Annotated in this window: 16 protein-coding genes; 9 read left to right on the forward strand and 7 right to left on the reverse strand. The window is 64.7% G+C overall.

Annotated features, from left to right (window positions below):
* Positions 1 to 334 precede the first annotated feature (334 nt).
* From FJ543_RS15700 to FJ543_RS15725, 5 genes are all read left to right on the forward strand, one after another.
* A complete protein-coding gene (locus FJ543_RS15700) occupies positions 335 to 1,396 on the forward strand; it encodes an LLM class flavin-dependent oxidoreductase (RefSeq protein WP_015314445.1) in 1,062 nt (353 codons plus the stop codon).
* 395 nt (positions 1,397 to 1,791) lie between these two features.
* Complete coding sequence (locus FJ543_RS15710) at positions 1,792 to 2,961, forward strand: AI-2E family transporter (protein ID WP_015314446.1); 1,170 nt, start codon at positions 1,792 to 1,794, stop codon at positions 2,959 to 2,961.
* Between the two features lie 70 nt (positions 2,962 to 3,031).
* Complete coding sequence (locus FJ543_RS15715) at positions 3,032 to 3,865, forward strand: arylamine N-acetyltransferase (protein WP_140719223.1); 834 nt, start codon at positions 3,032 to 3,034, stop codon at positions 3,863 to 3,865.
* Complete coding sequence (locus tag FJ543_RS15720; RefSeq protein ID WP_140719225.1) at positions 3,862 to 4,863, forward strand: LLM class flavin-dependent oxidoreductase; 1,002 nt, start codon at positions 3,862 to 3,864, stop codon at positions 4,861 to 4,863. The genes FJ543_RS15715 and FJ543_RS15720 overlap by 4 nt, the downstream gene beginning before the upstream one ends.
* A gap of 77 nt (positions 4,864 to 4,940) precedes the next feature.
* Complete coding sequence (locus tag FJ543_RS15725; protein WP_140875840.1) at positions 4,941 to 5,735, forward strand: inositol monophosphatase family protein; 795 nt, start codon at positions 4,941 to 4,943, stop codon at positions 5,733 to 5,735.
* A 47-nt stretch (positions 5,736 to 5,782) separates the two neighbouring features.
* Here the strand turns inward: FJ543_RS15725 and FJ543_RS15730 are convergent, their stop codons facing one another.
* Positions 5,783 to 6,802, reverse strand: coding sequence for a LacI family DNA-binding transcriptional regulator (locus tag FJ543_RS15730; protein ID WP_140875842.1), 1,020 nt, complete (start codon positions 6,800 to 6,802; stop codon positions 5,783 to 5,785).
* Positions 6,803 to 7,023: 221 nt separating this feature from the next.
* Between FJ543_RS15730 and FJ543_RS15735 the strand changes: the two genes are divergently transcribed.
* Genes FJ543_RS15735 through FJ543_RS15745 form a run of 3 tightly spaced genes read left to right on the forward strand, consistent with a single transcriptional unit; the run spans position 7,024 to position 10,885 of the window.
* Positions 7,024 to 8,610, forward strand: coding sequence for a sugar ABC transporter ATP-binding protein (locus FJ543_RS15735; protein WP_140875844.1), 1,587 nt, complete (start codon positions 7,024 to 7,026; stop codon positions 8,608 to 8,610).
* A complete protein-coding gene (locus tag FJ543_RS15740) occupies positions 8,607 to 9,920 on the forward strand; it encodes an ABC transporter permease (RefSeq protein WP_140660159.1) in 1,314 nt (437 codons plus the stop codon). Before FJ543_RS15735 ends, FJ543_RS15740 begins: the two co-directional genes overlap by 4 nt.
* On the forward strand, positions 9,917 to 10,885 hold the full coding sequence (locus FJ543_RS15745; RefSeq protein ID WP_015314453.1) for a substrate-binding domain-containing protein: 969 nt from the start codon (positions 9,917 to 9,919) through the stop codon (positions 10,883 to 10,885). The genes FJ543_RS15740 and FJ543_RS15745 overlap by 4 nt, the downstream gene beginning before the upstream one ends.
* 116 nt (positions 10,886 to 11,001) lie before the next feature.
* Here the strand turns inward: FJ543_RS15745 and FJ543_RS15750 are convergent, their stop codons facing one another.
* From FJ543_RS15750 to FJ543_RS15775, 6 genes are read right to left on the reverse strand one after another with little or no spacing between them, the layout of a single operon-like run.
* Positions 11,002 to 11,463 carry a MarR family transcriptional regulator gene (locus FJ543_RS15750; RefSeq protein ID WP_140875846.1) on the reverse strand — a complete coding sequence of 154 codons (462 nt, stop codon included), beginning with the start codon at positions 11,461 to 11,463 and terminating at the stop codon, positions 11,002 to 11,004.
* Positions 11,460 to 12,044, reverse strand: coding sequence for an amino acid synthesis family protein (locus FJ543_RS15755; protein ID WP_140875848.1), 585 nt, complete (start codon positions 12,042 to 12,044; stop codon positions 11,460 to 11,462). Before FJ543_RS15755 ends, FJ543_RS15750 begins: the two co-directional genes overlap by 4 nt.
* Positions 12,037 to 12,921, reverse strand: coding sequence for a UPF0280 family protein (locus FJ543_RS15760; protein ID WP_140875850.1), 885 nt, complete (start codon positions 12,919 to 12,921; stop codon positions 12,037 to 12,039). Before FJ543_RS15760 ends, FJ543_RS15755 begins: the two co-directional genes overlap by 8 nt.
* Positions 12,921 to 14,462 (reverse strand): 6-hydroxynicotinate reductase, encoded by a 1,542-nt coding sequence (locus FJ543_RS15765; RefSeq protein ID WP_140875852.1) that lies wholly within the window; start codon positions 14,460 to 14,462, stop codon positions 12,921 to 12,923. The genes FJ543_RS15760 and FJ543_RS15765 overlap by 1 nt, the downstream gene beginning before the upstream one ends.
* A complete protein-coding gene (locus FJ543_RS15770; RefSeq protein ID WP_140875854.1) occupies positions 14,459 to 17,212 on the reverse strand; it encodes a molybdopterin-dependent oxidoreductase in 2,754 nt (917 codons plus the stop codon). Before FJ543_RS15770 ends, FJ543_RS15765 begins: the two co-directional genes overlap by 4 nt.
* The gene (locus FJ543_RS15775; protein ID WP_140876190.1) at positions 17,209 to 18,063 is read right to left on the reverse strand and encodes a xanthine dehydrogenase family protein subunit M; all 855 of its coding nucleotides are present in this window, start codon (positions 18,061 to 18,063) and stop codon (positions 17,209 to 17,211) included. Before FJ543_RS15775 ends, FJ543_RS15770 begins: the two co-directional genes overlap by 4 nt.
* A gap of 325 nt (positions 18,064 to 18,388) precedes the next feature.
* On the opposite strand from FJ543_RS15775, the gene pncA reads away from it, so the two are divergent.
* Positions 18,389 to 19,003, forward strand: a complete 615-nt coding sequence (gene pncA, locus FJ543_RS15780; protein WP_140824212.1) for a bifunctional nicotinamidase/pyrazinamidase — start codon at positions 18,389 to 18,391, stop codon at positions 19,001 to 19,003.
* Positions 19,004 to 19,038: the final 35 nt, after the last annotated feature.

Raw genomic sequence — 19,038 nt, forward strand, 5'->3', positions numbered from 1 at the left:
CTTCCTTGAAGTCTATTCGCGACGCTTACATACGCGCGAAAACCGGGAGTTCAAGCGCCAAAACGGCATGCCAGCCATGAAATTCCGGGATGTTGCACCCGGGAGACGCATTTTCCGCCGAAATCGACATGCACTGTTCACCAGCCAGCCTCTGGCGGCGCGACGGACGCGTCGCTACCTCTGGAGCATGATGCCGAAAAGGGGGAAGCGGTTTTCGGACGATATCATGCTCTATCTATCTCTTCGATTTAGGGTCGGATTCAGATTTCAGGTCGAACAGAGCTAAAATCATCCGACCCTAGCGCAACAATCAACACACTGGGATGACATCCAAATGGAACTCGGTCTCTACACTTTTGCCGATGTGAGCCCTGTGCCGGGTCCCGGCGCCATCGGTCCGCATGAGCGGCTGCGCAACCTGATCGAGGAGATCGAACTCGCCGACCAGGTCGGGCTCGACGTCTTCGGCCTCGGCGAACACCACCGGCCGGACTATGCCGCCTCGGCACCGGTCGTGGCTTTGGCCGCGGCGGCGGAGCGTTCGAAGCGCATCAAGCTGACCAGTGCGGTGACGGTATTGTCCTCCGACGATCCGGTGCGCGTTTTCCAGCAGTTTTCCACGCTCGACCTTCTGTCGGGCGGCCGCGCCGAGATCATGGCTGGGCGAGGTTCGTTCATCGAATCCTTCCCGCTATTCGGCTACAACCTCGAAGACTATGACGAGCTGTTCGCCGAAAAGCTCGACCTGCTGCTGGCCATCCGCGATCAGGTGAAAGTTACCTGGTCGGGTAGGCTGCGCGCGCCGATCAACGATCGCGGCGTCTATCCCAGGCCCTTCCAGGACAGGCTGCCGGTCTGGATCGCCATTGGCGGAACGCCGCAATCGGCCGCTCGGGCGGGCGCGCTCGGCCTGCCGCTGGCGCTTGCCATCATCGGCGGCGAACCGGCGCGCTTCGCGCCGCTGTTCGACCTCTACCGTGAGGCCGCCAAGCGCGCTGGCGGCGATCCGACGGGGTTGGCGACCAGCATCAACGTGCATGGCTTCATCGCCGACACGACCGAGCAGGCGGCGGACGACTTCTACGGCCCCCAGGCCGAGGTGATGAACCGCATCGGCCGTGAGCGCGGCTGGGGTCCGACATCGCGTGCGCATTTCGACCAGTCGCGTGGTCCCGACGGCGCGCTGTTCGTCGGCAATCCGGAGCAGGTGGCGGAAAAGATCGTGACCCAGCACAGGGTGTTCGGTAATGACCGCTTCCTGCTGCAGATGGCGATCGGCACCATGCCGCACGCCAAGATCATGAAGGCGATCGAGCTCTACGGCACCAAGGTGGCGCCGATCGTACGCAAGGAAACCGCGAAATCCGCGCCGACCGTGGCGGCGCCTGTCGCGTGAACTTAAGGAGGCCCGCGAGCCTCATTCCATGAGCCCTGGATGAGGATGCTTATCGCGTTGCCCGGTGTAGGGCCGCATCCATCATCGCGGCATGATGGATTTCGGTCGCCTCGTCGGCTGGGAACAGGCACTCGATGCGCAGTTCCTGGGCGGCGACGGTTTGGGGAGTGCCGACTGGCCTGCTCCCGTACTAGGCCTGCCACCTGCCCGGACTCAATTACACGGCATGTAATCGTGGAACGCTTGCAGCCGAGCCGTCGGTTTGAGCTGTATTGACGGCGCCGCCGCTCGAAGGCGGCCACGCCGTCAGCGCCGGCTAACGGAACCTTGAAGCCGCGCTGGCGTTTCCGTCTGCGGATTGCATCAGTTGTGATGTGCCCGCCGAGGGGATCGCGATGAAGGCCGAACCCACCGCTTTGGGCGCAGGCGTTGCCGAAGCCGAAGAATCGCGAGTGGCGGCGCGTGCAGATACGCGTCTCATGCGCTCGTTGCTCATCGGTATCTTCCTGTTCATGACCGTCTATGCGCTCTATTTCGCGCGCGCTTTTTTCATGCCGGTCATCCTGGCCTTCCTGCTGGCGCTGACGCTGACCCCGATCGTGCGGCTGCTGCGCAAGCGCGGCATTCCCGAAGTGGTTTCGGCGACGCTTCTGGTGCTTGTGTCCATCTTCGTCTTCGCAAGTGCAGGCTATGTGCTCAGTGGGCCTGTCATCGATCTCATCAACAACACATCGTCCATCGGCCAGCAGCTGACCGAGCGATTGGCGCAGTTGCGACGGCCGCTCGAGAGGATCATGGACATCGCGCACCAGATCGAGGGGCTGACCGAGACATCGCAGGAACCGGGTGTGCAAAAGGTCGCGGTAGCGCAGTCCGGCTTCTTCTCGTCGGCGGCGAGCAACATCCTGTCGGCTGGAACAAGCCTGACCATCATCTTCGTGCTGTCGCTGTTCCTGCTCGCCTCGGGCACGATGTTCTACGAAAAGATCATCCAGTCCTTCGCCAGCCTCACCGAAAAGAAGCGGGCACTGCGCGTCGTCTACGACGTCGAGCGGGAAATCTCGCACTATCTGCTCACCGTCACCATCATCAACACCGGCCTCGGCACGGTCATCGGCCTCGGCCTGTGGGCGCTCGGCATGCCCAATCCGTTGGTCTGGGGCGCGGCGGCCGCCCTGCTCAATTTCCTGCCCTATGTCGGGGCCATGATCACGCTTGTCCTGGTCACCGTCATCGCGCTCATCACCTTCGACACGATCGCCTATGCGCTGTTGGCGCCTGCTTTCCTGGTTTTGTGCGACATCATCGAAGGCCAGTTCGTGACGCCGATGGTGGTCGGGCGGCGGCTCGAGATCAACGCCGTGGCGATCTTCATCGCCATCGCATTCTGGTCATGGCTGTGGGGCTTCGTCGGCGCGCTGATGGCGGTGCCGCTGCTGGTCGTCGTCAAGGTGTTCTGCGATCATTTCGAGAGCCTCAGCCATGTCGGCAACTTTCTCGCCGCCCAACACACCGCGGTCGTTGAGGACGAAGCCGACGAGCAGGACGCCGCGGCAGCCGGATAACCGGCGCACGGTTTGCGACGGCGGGATCGAATGCCTATATCCGGCCGATCAGTGCCCGGTGCCCTTCCCGATGAACGACGTTCCCTTCGACCTCGACGCCTATTTCGCCCGGATCGGCCATGCCGGTTCCGGGCACGCTTCGCTCGACACGCTGAAGACGCTTCATTTCCTGCATCCGCAGGCGATCCCGTTCGAGAATATGGATCCGTTTCTGGGACGCCCGGTCCGATTGGATGTCGCCTCGCTGCAGGGCAAGATCGTCCTTGGTGGGCGTGGCGGCTATTGCTTCGAGCACAATCTCGTCTTCATGCACGCGCTGAAGGCGCTCGGCTTCAAGGTCGGCGGCCTTGCCGCGCGTGTGCTTTGGGGTCAGAGCGAGGACGCCATCACGGCGCGTAGCCACATGCTTTTGCGCGTCGAACTTGACGGCCACACCTATATCGCCGACGTCGGATTCGGCGGCCTGACGCTTACGGCGCCGCTGCTGCTGAAGCCCGGCCGGGAACAAAAAACGCCGCACGAGACATTTCGCATCGTCGAGGCCGGCGATCATTTCCGCCTGCAGGCCTTGATCGGCGGCGACTGGCGCTCGCTATATCGCTTCGACCTGCAGCCGCACTATGAGGTCGACTATTCCGTCGCCAATTACTTCCTGTCGAACAACCCGGCATCGCATTTCCTCACTTCCGTCATAGCGGCCCGCGCCGCACCCGACCGGCGCTATGCGCTGCGCGGCGATCGCCTATCGATCCATCACGTCGATGGCCGCACCGAGCAGAAGCAGATCGCCACCGCCGCCGAACTTGCCGACACGCTGGAAGGCCAACTCGGCATCACCATTCCCGACCGCGAGGCCTTCGAGGCCCAGGTGCGCGAGAAGAAGATCGTGGAGACCAGTATATGACCGAACTGTCCGTTCTCGACCTGTCGCCGATCGTCGAAGGCAGCGATGCCTCGCAATCGCTCGCCAATTCGCTCGATCTCGCCCGCCACGCCGAGCGGCTGGGCTACAAGCGCTACTGGCTGGCCGAACATCACAATATGCCGGGGATCGCCAGTGCGGCCACATCGGTCGTCATCGCCCATGTCGCCGGCGGCACCAAAACCATTCGTGTCGGCGCCGGCGGCATCATGCTGCCCAACCATGCGCCGCTGGTGATCGCCGAGCAATTCGGCACGCTCGCCGCCCTGTTTCCTGGCCGCATCGACCTTGGCCTCGGTCGCGCTCCCGGCACCGACATGAACACGGCGCGCGCGCTGCGGCGCAATCTCGAGGCCGGCGCCGACAATTTCCCGCAGGATGTCGTCGAACTGATGGGCTATTTCCTGCCGGCCGAGGAAGGCCAGCGTCTGCGTGCCGTGCCCGGCGAGGGCCAGACGGTGCCGATCTGGATTCTCGGGTCGAGCCTCTACGGCGCGCAGCTCGCCGCCATGCTCGGCCTGCCCTACGCCTTCGCCTCGCATTTCGCGCCGGCGGAACTCGATCATGCGCTGGACATCTACCGCTCGCGCTTCCAGCCGTCGGAGCAGCTCGAAAAGCCGCATGTCATGCTCGGCCTCAACGTCTTCGCGGCACCCACCGACGCAGAGGCGCGGCTGCTGTTTACCTCGCTGCAGCAGGCCTTCGTCAATCTGCGCACCGGCAGGCCCGGAAAATTGCCCCCCCCGGTCGAGAACTATGACCGGGATCTCGACCCGATGGCCAAGTCCATGCTCAGCCAGGCGCTGTCCTGCGCCGTCGTCGGCTCACCGGAAACAGTCCGGCAAGGCATCGATGCGTTCGTGCGACGCACCGGCGCCGACGAGCTGATGGTCACGGCGCAGATATCGGACCACGCCGCCCGCGTGCGCTCCTTCGAGATTTTGGCCGAGGCGCACAGATCGTTGTCGCAAGCGGCCTGAAACAGGCGGCCTGGAGCTTTTGCCGACGTCGATGCTCTGCTAAGTGCGGGGTATCCTTCGCAACAGCGAGCCCTGCCTTGCCCCATGATCTCGATATACGCGAGCAGTTTGCCATCGACCTGGCGCGGCGCGGCGGCGAACTCGGCCTGAGATATTTCCGCGATCTCGACAGCCTGACCATCGAGAGCAAGGGCCATCAGGACCTGGTCTCGCAGGCCGACCGCGAGGTCGAGCTGTTCATCCGCGCTGCAATCGCCGCCGACTATCCGCAAGACGGCATTATCGGCGAAGAGCACGCCTCGGTCGCCGGCTCGACCGGCCATGCCTGGGTCATAGACCCCATCGACGGCACCGCCAATTTCGTACGCGGCATTCCGGCCTGGTGCGTGGTGATCGCTTGCGCAAGGAATGGCGAGACGATCGTCGGCGTCATCCACGAGCCGTCGACCGGCGAGACCTTCCACGGAAGGCTGGGCGGCGGCGCCTTCGTCAACGGCAAGCCGATCAAAACGAGCGCGGCCACCAGCCTGCAAGAGGGCTCGGTGGGCACCGGCTTCTCAAACCGGGCCGAAGCCGAGAACATCGCCGTGCTGATCAAGAAGATCCTGGCCGAGGGCGGCGTCTTCTTCCGCAACGCGTCAGGCGCGCTGATGCTTGCCTATGTCGCCTCGGGCCGGCTGCTTGGCTATGTGGAGGAACACATGAACCCTTGGGACTGCCTCGCCGGCATGCTGCTGATCGAGGAGGCCGGCGGCACTGTGCTGAAGGCGGATCCGAAGACAGTGCTGCAGAAAGGGACACAGATTATCACCGGCGGCAAAGGCGTCTTTTCGAAGCTGCAGGAACTGTGTTCCGGTGTCTTCACGCCCTGATCAAATCCCGGGAATTGCCCGAAAACCGCTTCACACTTTCGGCATGCTCAGGCGCTCACGCTCTGCACCACTGTCCCCAGCGGGCGGCATGAATTGCGGATCATCAAACGGCCCTTGAGGACGAGCTTGCGTGGCGGCGCGTCCCTGTTGCCGGCGAGACGGTCGAGCAGCAGATTCGCCGCCTGTTCGCCGATCGCCTGCACCGGCTGCGCCACCGTCGTCAGTTGCGGCTGGAACACGTCGGACCAGGGAAAATCGTCGAAGCATGCTACCGAAATGTCCTCCGGACAGGACAGGCCGATGTCGCGGATCGCCTTCATCGTGCCGATCACCATCGGGTTGTTGGCCGAGAAGATGGCGCTTGGCCGGTCATGCAGCGACAGCAGCTGCATGGTTGCGTTGTAGCCGTCGATCTCATGGAAATTACCGGAACGAACCAGTTCCTCGGCCACCGGCAAGCCGGCGGCCTGGAGCGCCTCGCAATATCCGGTCATCCGGTCATGCATGGGTGAAATATCCGAGGTGCCGGTAATGTAGCCGATCCGCCGATGGCCGAGATTGATCAGATAGCTGATGGCGTCGAACACCGCGCGCTCGTTGTCGAGAACCACGGCGTCGGTGTCCACGCCCTCGCACAGACGGTCCAGCAACACGACCGGCACATTGGCGTCGACGACGATCCGCTCGAGGATCGCGCCGTCACCGACGCGCGCCACGATAAGCCCGTCGACCATGCGGTCGAGCAGCAGCCTGATCTGGTCGTCCTGGGTGTTCAAATCCTCGTCGGTGCAGCACAGCATGACGGCATAGCCGGCGCGGTCGAAGGCCTGCTGGATCACCGAAACGACGGCGGTGAAGAATGGGTTGGTGATGTGCGGGACGGTCAGGCCGATGGTGCGGGTGGTGCCCATCTTCAGGCTGCGGGCGATGGCGTTGCGCTTGTAGCCGATATCGCGGATTGCCTGTTCGATACGCTGGCTGAGTTCCGGGCTGACGGTCGCCGTGCCGTTGATCAGCGCCGACACGGTGGCGACCGAGACACGCGCGGCCTCCGCCACGTGAAACATGGTGGGCGCGGTGGATTTGCGCTGTTTTTTTCGCCCTGACGCTGTCATTTTCGAAACGTTTCGTCCCCCCTCTGCCGCCAATACGTACGGAATCCTGTCTTTTTAAGCAAGAATCGAAATGCATCAAACTTCTGGCACCTGATATCGGCTTGACACTATCGAAACGTTTAGATTAGCGTTTGCCTGGAGTTGACGACGACGGAAGGGAGGCCGCCATTGTCATGCAAGAGAGCAGTTCCCCTTCTTCGACGCGCAATGCGGCATCGGATCGGCCGGACATCGTTCTGAGCGCCGAGCGCATTTCCAAGAGCTTTGGCGGCATCGCCGCGCTCGTCGATGTCGGCTTCGAACTGCGACGCGGCGAGGTCCATGCCCTGATGGGCGAGAACGGCGCTGGCAAATCGACGCTGATGAAGATTCTCTCCGGCGTCTATACCGGCTATGAAGGCACGGTCAGCGTCGATGGCCGGCCGGTCGGCTTCGCCGGCGTGCGCGACGCCGAGGATGCCGGCATCGCCATCATCCACCAGGAACTCAACCTGGTGCCGGAGCTCAGCGTCGCCGACAACATCTTTCTCGGCCGTGAAAAGCTGATCGCCGGGCTGATCGTCGACCGCAAGGCGAGCAGCCGCGCGGCAAGCGCCCTCCTGCAGCGGCTCGGCATCGAACTCGATCCGGACGCTCGCGTCGGTGCCTTGCGCGTCGGCGAACAGCAACTGGTCGAGATCGCCAAGGCGCTGTCGATGTCGGCGCGCATCCTGATCATGGACGAGCCGACCTCGGCCTTGTCGCCGGCCGAATGCCAGCGGCTGTTCCGCATTATCGGCCAGCTTGCCGATAGCGGCGTCACCATCGTCTACATTTCGCACCGCATCGACGAGGTGATGCATTTGGCCGGTCGCGTCACCGTCTTCCGCGACGGACGCCATGTGCTGACGCGGCCGATGGCCGAACTCGACGAAAACGCCATCATTTCGGCGATGGTCGGACGGGACCTGCTCGCATCCTCCCAAGGTGAGCGGGATCCCGGCGGCAGGACCGTGCTTTCGGTCAGCGACCTGTCGCTGTCGAAGCCCGACCGCCAGGGCTGGCGGCAGGTGATCGGCGGCGTCAGCTTCGATCTGGCCGCCGGAGAAATCCTCGGCATTGGCGGGTTGCTGGGCTCAGGCCGCACCGAGATCATGGAAGCTATCTTCGGCTCGAGCGATGGCCGCGCCGGCGGCGAGATCCGGCTCGACGGCCAGCCGGTGGATATCCGTTCGCCGCGCGATGCAAGACGCCTCGGCATCGCGCTGGTGACCGAGGACCGCAAGACGCAAGGCTTGCACCTGCAGGCCTCGATATCGGACAATGTGGCGCTGCCACTGGTCGGCGCGCTGGCGCGCTTCGGCATCCGCTCGCTCGCCGGCGAGCAGGGGCTGGCGCGGCAGGCGGTCAAGGCGCTCGGCATACGCTGCCGCGACATCGACCAGCCCGCCGGCACGCTGTCGGGCGGCAACCAGCAGAAGGTCGTCATCGGCAAGTGGCTGGCGACCAGGCCGAGGGTGCTGTTGCTCGACGAGCCGACGCGCGGCATCGATGTCGGCGCCAAGCGCGAAATCTACGACCTCATCTTCCGGCTGGCGCGCGATGGCCTGGCCATCGCCGTCATCAGCTCCGAGCTGCCGGAATTGCTGCATCTTTCCGACCGCATCCTGGTGATGGCCGACGGCCGCCAGACAGGCATCCTTTCGCGCGACGCGGCGAGCGAGGAGGCCATCATGCGCCTCGCGGCACCGCGCCGGACCCTATCGAGACCCGCCGCATGACCGCACTGAAACTCCTGTCCCGCACCAAGCTCTACTGGGGCCTGATCGCCATCTTCCTGATCGGCGTGCTGGGTTCGCCGGTGAGTTCCAAGGGCAACAACATCTTCCTCTCCTACGGCAATCTGCTCGACGTGCTGCGCCAGGTGTCGACCACCGGGCTGATCGCCACCGGCATGACGGCTGTCATCATCACCGGCGGCATCGACCTTTCCGTCGGGTCGCTGATGGCCATCTGCTCGGTGGTGTGCGCCATGCTGCTGACGGTTCCGGGCGTGACGCCCGGCGTCGTGCTGGGCGTGCCGACCGTCGCGCTGGTCGCGCTGTGCCTCGGCTTCGTCGTCACGCGCTTCATCTTCCTCAATGTGGAGAAGTCGCGCGCCGGCGCGGATGCCGCCGTTCGCGATGTCAGGCTGGACACCGTTCGCGGGCTGGTCACGCCGGCAACCGTCGGCGTCGTCCTGTGCTGTCTTTCGCTGTGGTACCTGTTGCCGCAGATCGAGCCCAAATTCGGCGTTCTCGGCGTGCTGCTGGTGGCGCCCTGCGTCGGCCTGCTGTTCGGCGCCATCAACGGTTTCATCATCGTTGGCGGGCGGCTGCAGCCGTTCATCGTCACGCTGGCGATGATGGTGACGGCGCTCGGCATCGCCCGGCTCACCGCCGGCCAGAACAATGCCGTGCTGCCGGTCTATACCGGTTCCAACGCAACCGCCGATTTCGAGCTGCTGCGCTCGCTGGTGTTCGGCGTCATCCCGATGCCCGGCCTGTTCTTCCTCGGCGCCATCGTCATCTATGGCGCGGTGCTGCGCTTCACGCCCTTCGGCCGCTATGTCTATGCGATCGGCGGCAACGAGGAGGCGGCCAGGCTCTCCGGCATCGCCGCCGGCCGCGTCAAGATCGCCACCTATGCCATATCAGGCCTGCTCGCCGGAATCGCCGCGGTGCTCTACGTGGCGCAGTACCGGCAAGGCAAGCCGGATGCCGGCGCCGGGCTGGAACTCGACGCCATCGCGGCCGTGGTCATCGGAGGCACCAGCCTGATGGGCGGACGCGGCAGCCTGACAGGCACCTTCTGCGGCGTGCTGATCTTCGGGCTGCTGTCCAACATATTGCAGCTCCACAACATCAATTCGAACCTTCAGCTGGTGCTGAAGGGGATGATCATCATCGGCACCGTGCTCGTGCAGGAGCGCAATGCCGGCGATCTCATGGCCTATCTGCGCCTGCCCGGGGCGGCGCACAAGGAAACGGCCGCCGCAAAACGGCCGTCGCAAGAGACACCGTCTCTCAATCTCGGAGGAAACAAGAAATGAAACGACGTGACATGCTGAAGCTTGCCGCACTCGGCGCGGCACTGCTGACCACCACGGCACTGCTGTCCACCGGCCATGCCTTCGCCCAGGACAAGAAGTGGAAGATCGGCTTTTCGCAGGTGACCACCATCGAGCCCTGGCGCGCCCAGTTCAACAAGGACATCATTGCCGAGGCCGCCAAGCATCCGGAGGTCGAGCTGATCATCACCGACGGCGAGGACAAGACGGAGAAACAGGTCGCCGACGTCGAGAACCTGATCCGCCAGGAAGTCGACGCGCTGCTGGTCTCGCCGAAAGAATCCGCCGGCCTGACCGGCGTCGTGCAGCAGGCGATCGACGCCAAGATCCCGGTCTTCGTGCTCGACCGCAATGTCGACACCAAGGACTACACGCAGTTCGTCGGCGGCGACAACAAGCTGATCGGCCGCGCGGCCGGCGAATACGCCGTCGAACTGCTCGGCGGCAAGGGCAAGGCAGCGGGCAATGTCGTCGAGATCTGGGGCGGCATGGGCACCCAGCCGGCGCATGACCGCCATGACGGCTTCCATGAATTCACCGACAAGGAACCGGGCATCAAATATTTGCTCGACCAGCAGTCGGGCGACTGGAAGCAGGACCAAGCCTACAATCTGATGGCCAACGCGCTGAAGACCAACGAGAAGATCGATCTCGTCTACGGCCACAACGACCCGATGGCCTACGGTGCCTATCTGGCCGCCAAGGACGTCGGCCGCGAGAAGGACATCAAGTTCATCGGCATCGACGGCCTGCCCAACGAAGGCGTGCAGATGGTGAACAAGGGCGAGCTGACGGCGACCTTCACCTATGTGACCCCAGGCGCGGAAGGCTTGCGCCAGGCGATCAAGTTCCTCAACGGCGAGAAGGTGGAAAAGACCATCACCTTGCCGACGCAGAAGATCACCAAGGAAAACGCCGCCCAGGTGCTGAAAGACAACGGCCTGTGAGTTTTCGCCGGAGATAAGCGCCGGCCCAAGGTCCAGGTTCTTCGTCCGAGGGACAGCTTGGCACCTTCCTCTCCCCCGTCGATCGGGGGAGAGGAAAGGACCTCGCCGCCGCCGCTCTACGCCAGCTTCGCCAGCAGCTTCATGAAGGTGGCGATTTCCTTGTTCGTGAGCGGCGCCAGCGTTTCCTGTGTGATTTCCCGGGCAAGCGGGATCAGCCGCTCGATCGCGTCGCGACCCTCGGCCGTCAGATTGACCAGCAGCCGCCTTTTGTCGACCTCATGCCGGGACAGCTCGACCAGGCCACGCGCCTTCAGCCGGTCGATGACGCCCTTCACCGTCGCGGCATCCATGGCGATCAACGTGCCAAGCTGGTTCTGCGAGGTCTCGCCGACATCGCGCAGCTTGGCCAGTGCGGCGAATTGCGGCGGCGTCAGATCGGCGATACGAGCGGCGAAGATCGAGACATGGCGCTGGTGCGCCCTGCGCAGGATGAAGCCGACCTGTTCCTGCAGGAGGTAGTCGTGATCGTCGGCCTCTTCGGTCTCGACCAGCTTGAGCAGGTTGTCCTCGCCGCTCACCGCAGCCCGTCCCAGGCTTTTATGTCATCCGCAGCGAGGCCACCCATGCGGTTGTGGACGCGCGGGCCGCAGGTCATGGCAAGGCAGAACAGGATCTCGTCAGGACGCGGGCCGTCGCTGATGCCGACCTCCATGGCGTCGAAATGGCTGCGCACATAGGCGGCGTTGATGTGGCCGAGCGGTACGTCGAGCTTTGATCCGAAGGCGCCGACCTTCTTGGCCGAGGGCACGATCGCCTTGGCATCGCCCAGCCGCTCGCGCATCGCGTAACCGCCGGGTACATGCCACAGCGCGCCGTGTTCCAGCTCGCCTGCGCTGCCGACAATGGCGCCCTTGCCGTAGCCGTCGATCTGTTTCACGTCGCCGCCGAGCGCCGCGATCAGCCGGTCGGCAAGCAGCAGGCCGAGCGGCTTCAGATCGTCCATGGCGCTCTGCAGCTCCTCGACATAGCGCCCGGCGAAAGGGTTCTTGACCACCGCCATGGCGGCGGCACGCCGGCGCGGCACCGCCGCGACCGGTCCGCCGTCGTGAAAAATCTCTTCGCTCAGCACCGCGATCTTGCGGATCGGAAACTCAGGCATGGGCAACTTCCTCCGGTTCATGCTTGTTGGGCGGGCCGAGTGCAACGGAGCCGCTGATACGGGCCTCCCCACCAAGAAACAGCGCCGATGCGGCAATCAGGCCGCGCCGCCGAAAATCTTCGGCGACGGCGAGGCCATTGTCCAGCGCCCGCGCCACCTCGCCAGAGGCAAGCGTGCCGACGCCTTGTGTCACCAGCCGTGCGCCAAGATCGCTGTCGGGCGACAGGTCGCTTGCGGGAGTGCGCCTGATGGCGGGATTGCCGGGCAGGTCGACGGCGTTGGCGATAAGCGTCGCCGCCGCATCTGCCTCGGCGCCGGTGCGCGCGAGCACGGTGACGGCATCGGCAATGCCAAGCGAGAAGGAGCGGCCACGCCAGCCGCTGGTTGCGACACCACGCACCCCATCTTGCGCGCGGATCGTGATCCGGTCGGCCATGCCGTTGCCGGTCCCGGCGACCGCCAAGCCAATCGACGTGGCCTTGTCGAGATGGAGGGCGCTGTCGCCGCCATTGTTGACATAGGCGCGGTCGAGCTTGCGGCCGGCAAGCAGCGCGGCAAGCATTTCGTCGGCTACCGATCCGGCGACGGCGGCCATCGGCGTTATGAAGCATTCCGCCAGGGGCATGACGGCTGCTTCCATGCGGCGCGCCGTCGGGCCGGTGAAGGTTCGCGGCGCCAAGAAAAATGCCGGGAGGCGCAGTTCGGGAAGCTCCTCGACCAACTCGATCAGGATCGTCTGGAAGCGCGCGACGGCTTGGGCATAGGCGGCGCGACACTCGTCAGCCTCGCCAAAGGCCTCGACGATCAGGTCGATCGGCCCATGGCTGAGATGCAGCCGCTTGCCATCCTGCAGCCAATGCGCTTGCGGGCCTTCCATCAGCCGGCCCCATCCGAGCCCGCGCGGCGCAACTGCACCAGCGGCGGCCATGGATTGCTGGCCGGGGCACCCGTGCCGCGTCGGGGATTGAGGTACTCGCCGCCCTTGGCGACAATATCCGCGACGCTGCGGATTTCAGCCTCGTAGCCGCCAAGCCTGACATAGTCGTCGCGACGCAGCGTGAACTCGATCGGCGCCACCAGCGCTGGCGTCGGCACGTAGCCGAAGGCGCCTGGCGGAACCCTGGTGACATCGACCATCAGCGTGATGCCGCCGCCCGGCCAGACATAGACCGGCGCGCCGCCGACCGTGACGTAGGTTTTCAGGCCTTGCACGGAACGGGTGAGATTGACCGGGTTTTCGGTGACGCCGGCACGCAGTGAGCCGCCGGCGCCGCCGATGAACAGCACGGTGCACAAAGCCGGCTCGCAATTGTCCTCGATCAGGTTGACCGATTTTTGCAGCCGCTCCGGAAACGGTTTTTCGACCGGTTTCAAGTCGTCGTCGAGCTCGTAATAGGCGAACTGCTCGCCGGTGGTCGAAACCATCAGCAGCGACAGGCCCGGCCGCGCGCCCTTCTTGGCGTTCCATTCGCCGAGGATCGACAGCGGATCTGAAATGCTGGTGCCACCCCAGCCGAGGCCGGGCTCGGAGACCTTGAAATAGCGGCCCGGCGTCGAGCGGCGGCCGACGATCTTGATACCGGTATCCTGCCAGCCCAGCACCTTGCCGGCCTGGTGTTCGGAAACGACGCCGGTAATGTGGTCGTCGACCACCACCACCTCGTCGACCAGCCCGCGCCATTGCGTGGCGAACATGCCGATGGTGGCCGAGCCGCAGCCGACGCGCATGCGATGTTCCTGCTTGCCGTCGATGACGGGTGGTTTGCCGGCTTCGACAATGACCGTGGCGCCGCCGTCGATGGTGAGTTCCACCGGTTTGCGGTTGCACAGGTTGAGCAGCGCATCGCAGGTGGCGCGGCCTTCCGCCTTGGAGCCGCCGGTCAGATGATGCACGCCGCCCAGCGACAGCATCTGCGAGCCATATTCTCCCGTCGTGACATGGCCGATGGCTTCGCCCTCAGCCCGCACAACAGCTGTTTCGGGTCCGATATGACGGTCGGTATCTATCTTCACCTTGACGCCGCAATAGGAGAAGATGCCTTCGGTCACCACGGTGACGAGATCGACGCCTTCCACTTTCTGGCTGACGATGAAGGGAGCGGGCTTGTAGTCGGGATAGGTTGTGCCGGCGCCGATTGCGGTGACGAAGCGGCGGCCGGTGTTGATGAGTTCGCCATCCCACTGCTCGCCCTCGGCGACAAAGGGGACAATGGCGGCCCCGGTCTCGGCCGCATGGTCGAGGATGGTCAGCGGGTCCATGCGCACGATGCGGCCCGCGATATTGCCATAGCGGTCGCAGGCTCCGGTGCGTCCGTCAGCGATGTAGCACATGACGGGACAGGCATCGCAGCGGATCTTTTCCGCCACCAGCTTCTCGCCGGGATCATGGGTTTCGAAACGCTCGGCAAGCTCGCTCATGCGCGTGCCTCCTTCTCGCGGATGGCCGCCAGGATGCGGCTTGGCGTTGCCGGCACCTTGGTGACCAGCACGCCGGTGGCGTGACGAATGGCATTGAGGATCGCCGGCGCCGTCGGGATCAGCACGTGCTCGCCCAGGCCCTTGGCGCCGAACGGCCCTTCGGGATCGGGCACCTCGACAAGGATGGTCTCGATCGGCGGCACGTCGCCGATGGTCGGGATGAGATAGTCATGCAAATTCTCGGTGCGGCCGGGGATGTATTCTTCCATCAGTGCCATGCCGATGCCTTGCGCGATACCGCCCTCGATCTGGCCCTCGACCAGCAGCGGGTTGATCGCCTTGCCGACATCGTGCGCGGCGATGATCCTGATCAGCGTGACCGTGCCGAGCCTGAGGTCGACCTCAAGTTCGGCGATCTGCGCGCCATAGCCATAGACCGCATAGGGTTTGCCCTGGCCCTTAGCATCGAGCGGCAGCGTTGGCGGGTCGTAGGTCTCCTCGGCACGGAAGACGAAGCCGTCCGTATCCACGCCGAGCGCGGCAAGATCGATGCTTCGTGTCGCCTCGCCTTCGCGGATGACGATCGCCGGGCCATCCAGTTCAAGCGAAGCCTTGTCCGAGACATTGGCAAAGCGCAGGATCTTCTCGCGCAGGGCGCGTCCTGCCTTCTCGGCCGCCTTGCCGGTGACGAAGGTCTGGCGCGAGGCCGAGGTCTTCCCAGCATCGGGACTGATCGCCGTATCGGCGCTCTTCAGCCGGAATTTTTCCAGCGGCAGGCCGAGCGCGTCGGCGCAGATCTGCGTGATGACGGTGTTGGACCCTTGGCCGATATCGACCGCGCCCTGATGCAGGATGACCGCGCCGTCAGCCGCGATGCCGACCCGGATGGTCGACGGATTGGGCAGCGAGGTGTTGCCGCAGCCATACCAGCACGAAGCGACACCGACGCCGCGTTTCCTGTCCAGGTTGGCGCTGTTGAAAGCGTCGGCATCGGCCGTCGCCCGCGCCCAATGCGGCCGCAACGCTTCGAGGCATTCGGCGATGCCGACGCCGGACTCCAGGAGCTGCCCGGTAACCGTTTCGGATCCGTTCCGAAGGCAGTTCTTCAGCCGGAAATCGAGCCGATCGATACCGAGTTTGCCGGCGAGCTCGTCATAGAGCGTCTCTTGCATGATCGTCGCCTGAGGCACACCGAAGCCACGGAAGGCGCCGGCAATCGGCCCATTTGTGTGGATGGCGCGGCCCTCGGCGCGGTAATTCGGCGTGAAATAAGGACCGGAGGCATGCACCGGCACGCGGTTGGCGACCGTCGGCCCCCAGCTCGCATAGGCGCCGGTGTTGAAATCGCCTTCGAAGATCATGCCTGTGACATGGCCCTCGGCATCCGCGCCGACGGTGGCCTTCATCCGCGCCGGATGGCGCTTGGTGGTCGACATCATGGATTCGTTGCGGGTGTAGGCAAGGGCCGCGGGCCGCCCGGTCTTCAGCGCGACAAGGCCGATCAGCGGCTGCAGGGAAACGTCGAGCTTGGAGCCAAAGCCACCGCCGGTCGCGGTCGGCACGATGCGCACCTTGTCGACGGCAAGGCCGAGCACTTTCGCCGTGTCGTCACGATCCATGTAAGGCGCCTGCGTACAGGCGACGACGACGAGCGTGTCGCCGTCGAGATATGCATAGCCGGCTTCCGGCTCGATATAGGCGTGCTCGACATAGGAGGTGTCGATCGTATCGCTCGCGATGAACGCCGCATCGGCAAGTGCCGACTCGGGATCACCACGTTCGACGAAGCCCTTGGTCAGCAAATTGGCCGGGCGGTTTTCATGGATCAGCGCCGCACCTTCGGCCTGCGCATCGCCGGGCTGGAGAACATGCGGCAGTTCGGTCCAGCGGACGGGGAAATCCGACAGGTCGAGATCTAGGATCGCCTCGCGCTCGCCGGCGACCAGCGCGACAGCCTCGCCGCGAAGCCGGGCAAAGCCCTCGGCCAACGCCGGCTGGTCGGCGAACGGGCCGATAACGCCGAAGCAGTTTTTTCCCGGGATATCGGCTGCCGTGAAAACGCCCGTGATACCGGAATGGCTGCTTGCCCAGCCATCGATGTCGCCGAAGGCGAAGCCGGCATGATGATGCGGCGAGCGGATTACCAGCACCGCAAGCGCTTCGGCCGGAAAGGAATCGCCGCCGAATTTCTCGGCACCGGTCACCTTTGGCACACCGTCGAGCCTGACCGGTGACGCGCCGATGGCTTGGCCGGACCGAGGCAGACGGAAGTCCAGGCTCGCGGCCTGGAGGGAAGCCTCCATCACCGCGGTGATGATCTTGCGGTAGCCGGTGCAGCGGCAGAGGATGCCGCCCAACGCATCCTGCACCTCGGTCTCGGTCGGCCTGGGTTTCGTGTCCAGCAGCGCTGACGCCGCGACCAGCAGCGCCGGCGTGCAGATGCCGCATTGCGCGGCGCCATGCGCCAGGAACGAGGCTTGCAGCGCCGACAGGCGCCCATTGGCGAGGCCCTCGACCGTCGTCACCATAGTGCCGGAAGCGGAGGCCGCCGACATCAGGCAGGCGCAGACGGGGTCGCCGTCGACCAGCACCGTGCAGGCGCCGCAGTCGCCGGCGTCGCAGCCGACCTTTGTGCCGGTCAGCCGCAATTCGTCACGCAGCACCGAGGACAGCCGGCGCAGCGGCGGCACGTTGACCGAGACGGCGGCGCCATTGACCGCGAAGGCGATATCGGCGCGTTCCATGCTCATGCGGCCACCTTGTCGTCCGTGGGCCTGCCCGCGGCCTCAAGCGCGGCGCGCGCAACGATCTCGCGCACCGCGTCGAGCCTGTATTCGGCGCTGCCGCGCACGTCGGCGATCGGCTGCAGCTCAGCCATCGGCGCAGACCGGACCGCAGCAACAAGCCCGGCGTCCAGGGGAAGCCCGAGCAGCGCCGCCTCGACACCGGCAAGCCGCCTCGCCACGGCGGAACACGAGCCGACGGCGACGGCCGCCTGCGCGACGGTGCCATTCTCGGCAACCAGACGCACCGCCACCATGGCAATGGAAATAACGAGATAGCGCCGCGCCCCGAGCTTGACGAAGGCCGATGTGCCGGCGGGCTTCGGCACGTGGATGGCCGTCAGCATCTCGCCAGGCCGCAAGGCCGTACGGCGATTGCCGAGGATGAACGCCGACAAGGGCAGACGGCGCGTCGCCGCCGCCGAGCGCAGCTCGACCTCGGCATCAAGGACCAGCAGCCCCGGCACACCGTCGGCGGCCGGCGAGGCGTTGCAGAGATTGCCGGCGACCGAGGCGACGTTCTGGATTTGTGGTGAACCCACTTCCCGCGCGGCCTGTTTCAGCGCCTCGAAGGCCGGTGGCAAGGGATGGCGGATGATGTCGGTCCATGTCGTGCGCGCGCCGATGATCCAGTGGCTGCCGGTCTCGGCGATGCCGCGCAGCGCTGTCAGGCCATTGATGTCGAGGACATTGTCACGAAATGGTTTGCTGCCCTGCACCGGATAGAAATCCGTACCGCCCGCAAGGATACGCCAGACGCCCCCGCCAAGCAGCGCGAGCGCTTCGTCGACCGTGGTGGGTTTCGCGTAACGGATCACGCTTTCCTTCCCAATAAGGTGGGCCTTCCCAATAAAATGGGCTTTGCCCGAACTGGCCCTCCCGAGGCGCTTGCCCAAGGAAGTCTTTACCGGCCTCGACCGGTAAATTCATTCGTATGCAAATGATATCAAGACGGCGGAAATTGTCAAAGCCAGAGTTTGCGCCGGCATACGTCCGGCTGGCATCGCCACGCATTTGTTATGCCGCTGGAGGTTGACGCGGACCGCCATCTGGTCAAGTTTCTCCTCCAGTCGCGCCAGCGGCTTTTTCTTTCGCCGGGTGCCTCGTTCGGAGCCCGACCCCAGCCTGACAGGAAGGAAGCCCATGGCCGACGAAGCGCTCGTTGTCATCGACCTGCAGAACGACTTTTGCCCGGGCGGCGCGCTGGCCGTTGCCGGCGGCGACGAGATCGTGCCGCTGGTCAATGACATGATCCGGCGAACAGACCATGTCGTGCTGACACAGGACTGGCACCCCGCCGGCCATTCCAGCTTCGCCTCCAGCCATCCGGGATCGCAGTCCTATTCGACGATCGAGATGCCCTATGGTCCGCAGACGCTGTGGCCGGACCATTGCATCCAGGGCAGTCTCGGCTCGGATTTCCATTCCGGACTTGCCTGGACCAAGGCCGAACTCGTCATCCGCAAAGGCTTTCGCTCCGCCATCGACAGCTATTCCGCCTTCTTCGAGAATGATCACGCGACGCCCACGGGGCTCGCCGCCTATCTGCGGGAGCGCGGCATCGACACACTGACCCTGGTCGGCCTGGCGACCGATTTCTGCGTCGCCTTCTCGGCGCTGGATGCGGTCAAACAAGGGTTTAGAACCACGGTCAGGCTCGATGCCTGCCGTGGCATCGATCTCAACGGATCGCTCGAGACAATGCTGGCGAAGATGCGCGATGCCGGCGTGACGCTCGAAGATCACACTTCGGGCTGACTCGTGGGGGGTAGAAGGGGATACTTGCCGATAGC

Origin of the sequence: Mesorhizobium sp. B2-5-7 (assembly GCF_006440875.1) — a bacterium.
GTDB classification, from domain to species: domain Bacteria; phylum Pseudomonadota; class Alphaproteobacteria; order Rhizobiales; family Rhizobiaceae; genus Mesorhizobium; species Mesorhizobium australicum.

What these genes read in the sequence shown, in the direction of transcription:
- FJ543_RS15715 (WP_140719223.1), top strand. Translation starts at nt 3,032, where the DNA reads ATGAACGACGTTCCCTTCGACCTCGACGCCTATTTCGCCCGGATCGGC.
- FJ543_RS15770 (WP_140875854.1), bottom strand. Translation starts at nt 17,212, where the DNA reads ATGAGCATGGAACGCGCCGATATCGCCTTCGCGGTCAATGGCGCCGCC.
- FJ543_RS15760 (WP_140875850.1), bottom strand. Translation starts at nt 12,921, where the DNA reads ATGGAAGGCCCGCAAGCGCATTGGCTGCAGGATGGCAAGCGGCTGCAT.
- FJ543_RS15755 (WP_140875848.1), bottom strand. Translation starts at nt 12,044, where the DNA reads ATGCCTGAGTTTCCGATCCGCAAGATCGCGGTGCTGAGCGAAGAGATT.
- FJ543_RS15730 (WP_140875842.1), bottom strand. Translation starts at nt 6,802, where the DNA reads ATGTTTCACGTGGCGGAGGCCGCGCGTGTCTCGGTCGCCACCGTGTCG.
- FJ543_RS15765 (WP_140875852.1), bottom strand. Translation starts at nt 14,462, where the DNA reads ATGAGCGAGCTTGCCGAGCGTTTCGAAACCCATGATCCCGGCGAGAAG.
- FJ543_RS15720 (WP_140719225.1), top strand. Translation starts at nt 3,862, where the DNA reads ATGACCGAACTGTCCGTTCTCGACCTGTCGCCGATCGTCGAAGGCAGC.
- FJ543_RS15700 (WP_015314445.1), top strand. Translation starts at nt 335, where the DNA reads ATGGAACTCGGTCTCTACACTTTTGCCGATGTGAGCCCTGTGCCGGGT.
- pncA (WP_140824212.1), top strand. Translation starts at nt 18,389, where the DNA reads ATGGCCGACGAAGCGCTCGTTGTCATCGACCTGCAGAACGACTTTTGC.
- FJ543_RS15710 (WP_015314446.1), top strand. Translation starts at nt 1,792, where the DNA reads ATGAAGGCCGAACCCACCGCTTTGGGCGCAGGCGTTGCCGAAGCCGAA.
- FJ543_RS15745 (WP_015314453.1), top strand. Translation starts at nt 9,917, where the DNA reads ATGAAACGACGTGACATGCTGAAGCTTGCCGCACTCGGCGCGGCACTG.
- FJ543_RS15740 (WP_140660159.1), top strand. Translation starts at nt 8,607, where the DNA reads ATGACCGCACTGAAACTCCTGTCCCGCACCAAGCTCTACTGGGGCCTG.
- FJ543_RS15735 (WP_140875844.1), top strand. Translation starts at nt 7,024, where the DNA reads ATGCAAGAGAGCAGTTCCCCTTCTTCGACGCGCAATGCGGCATCGGAT.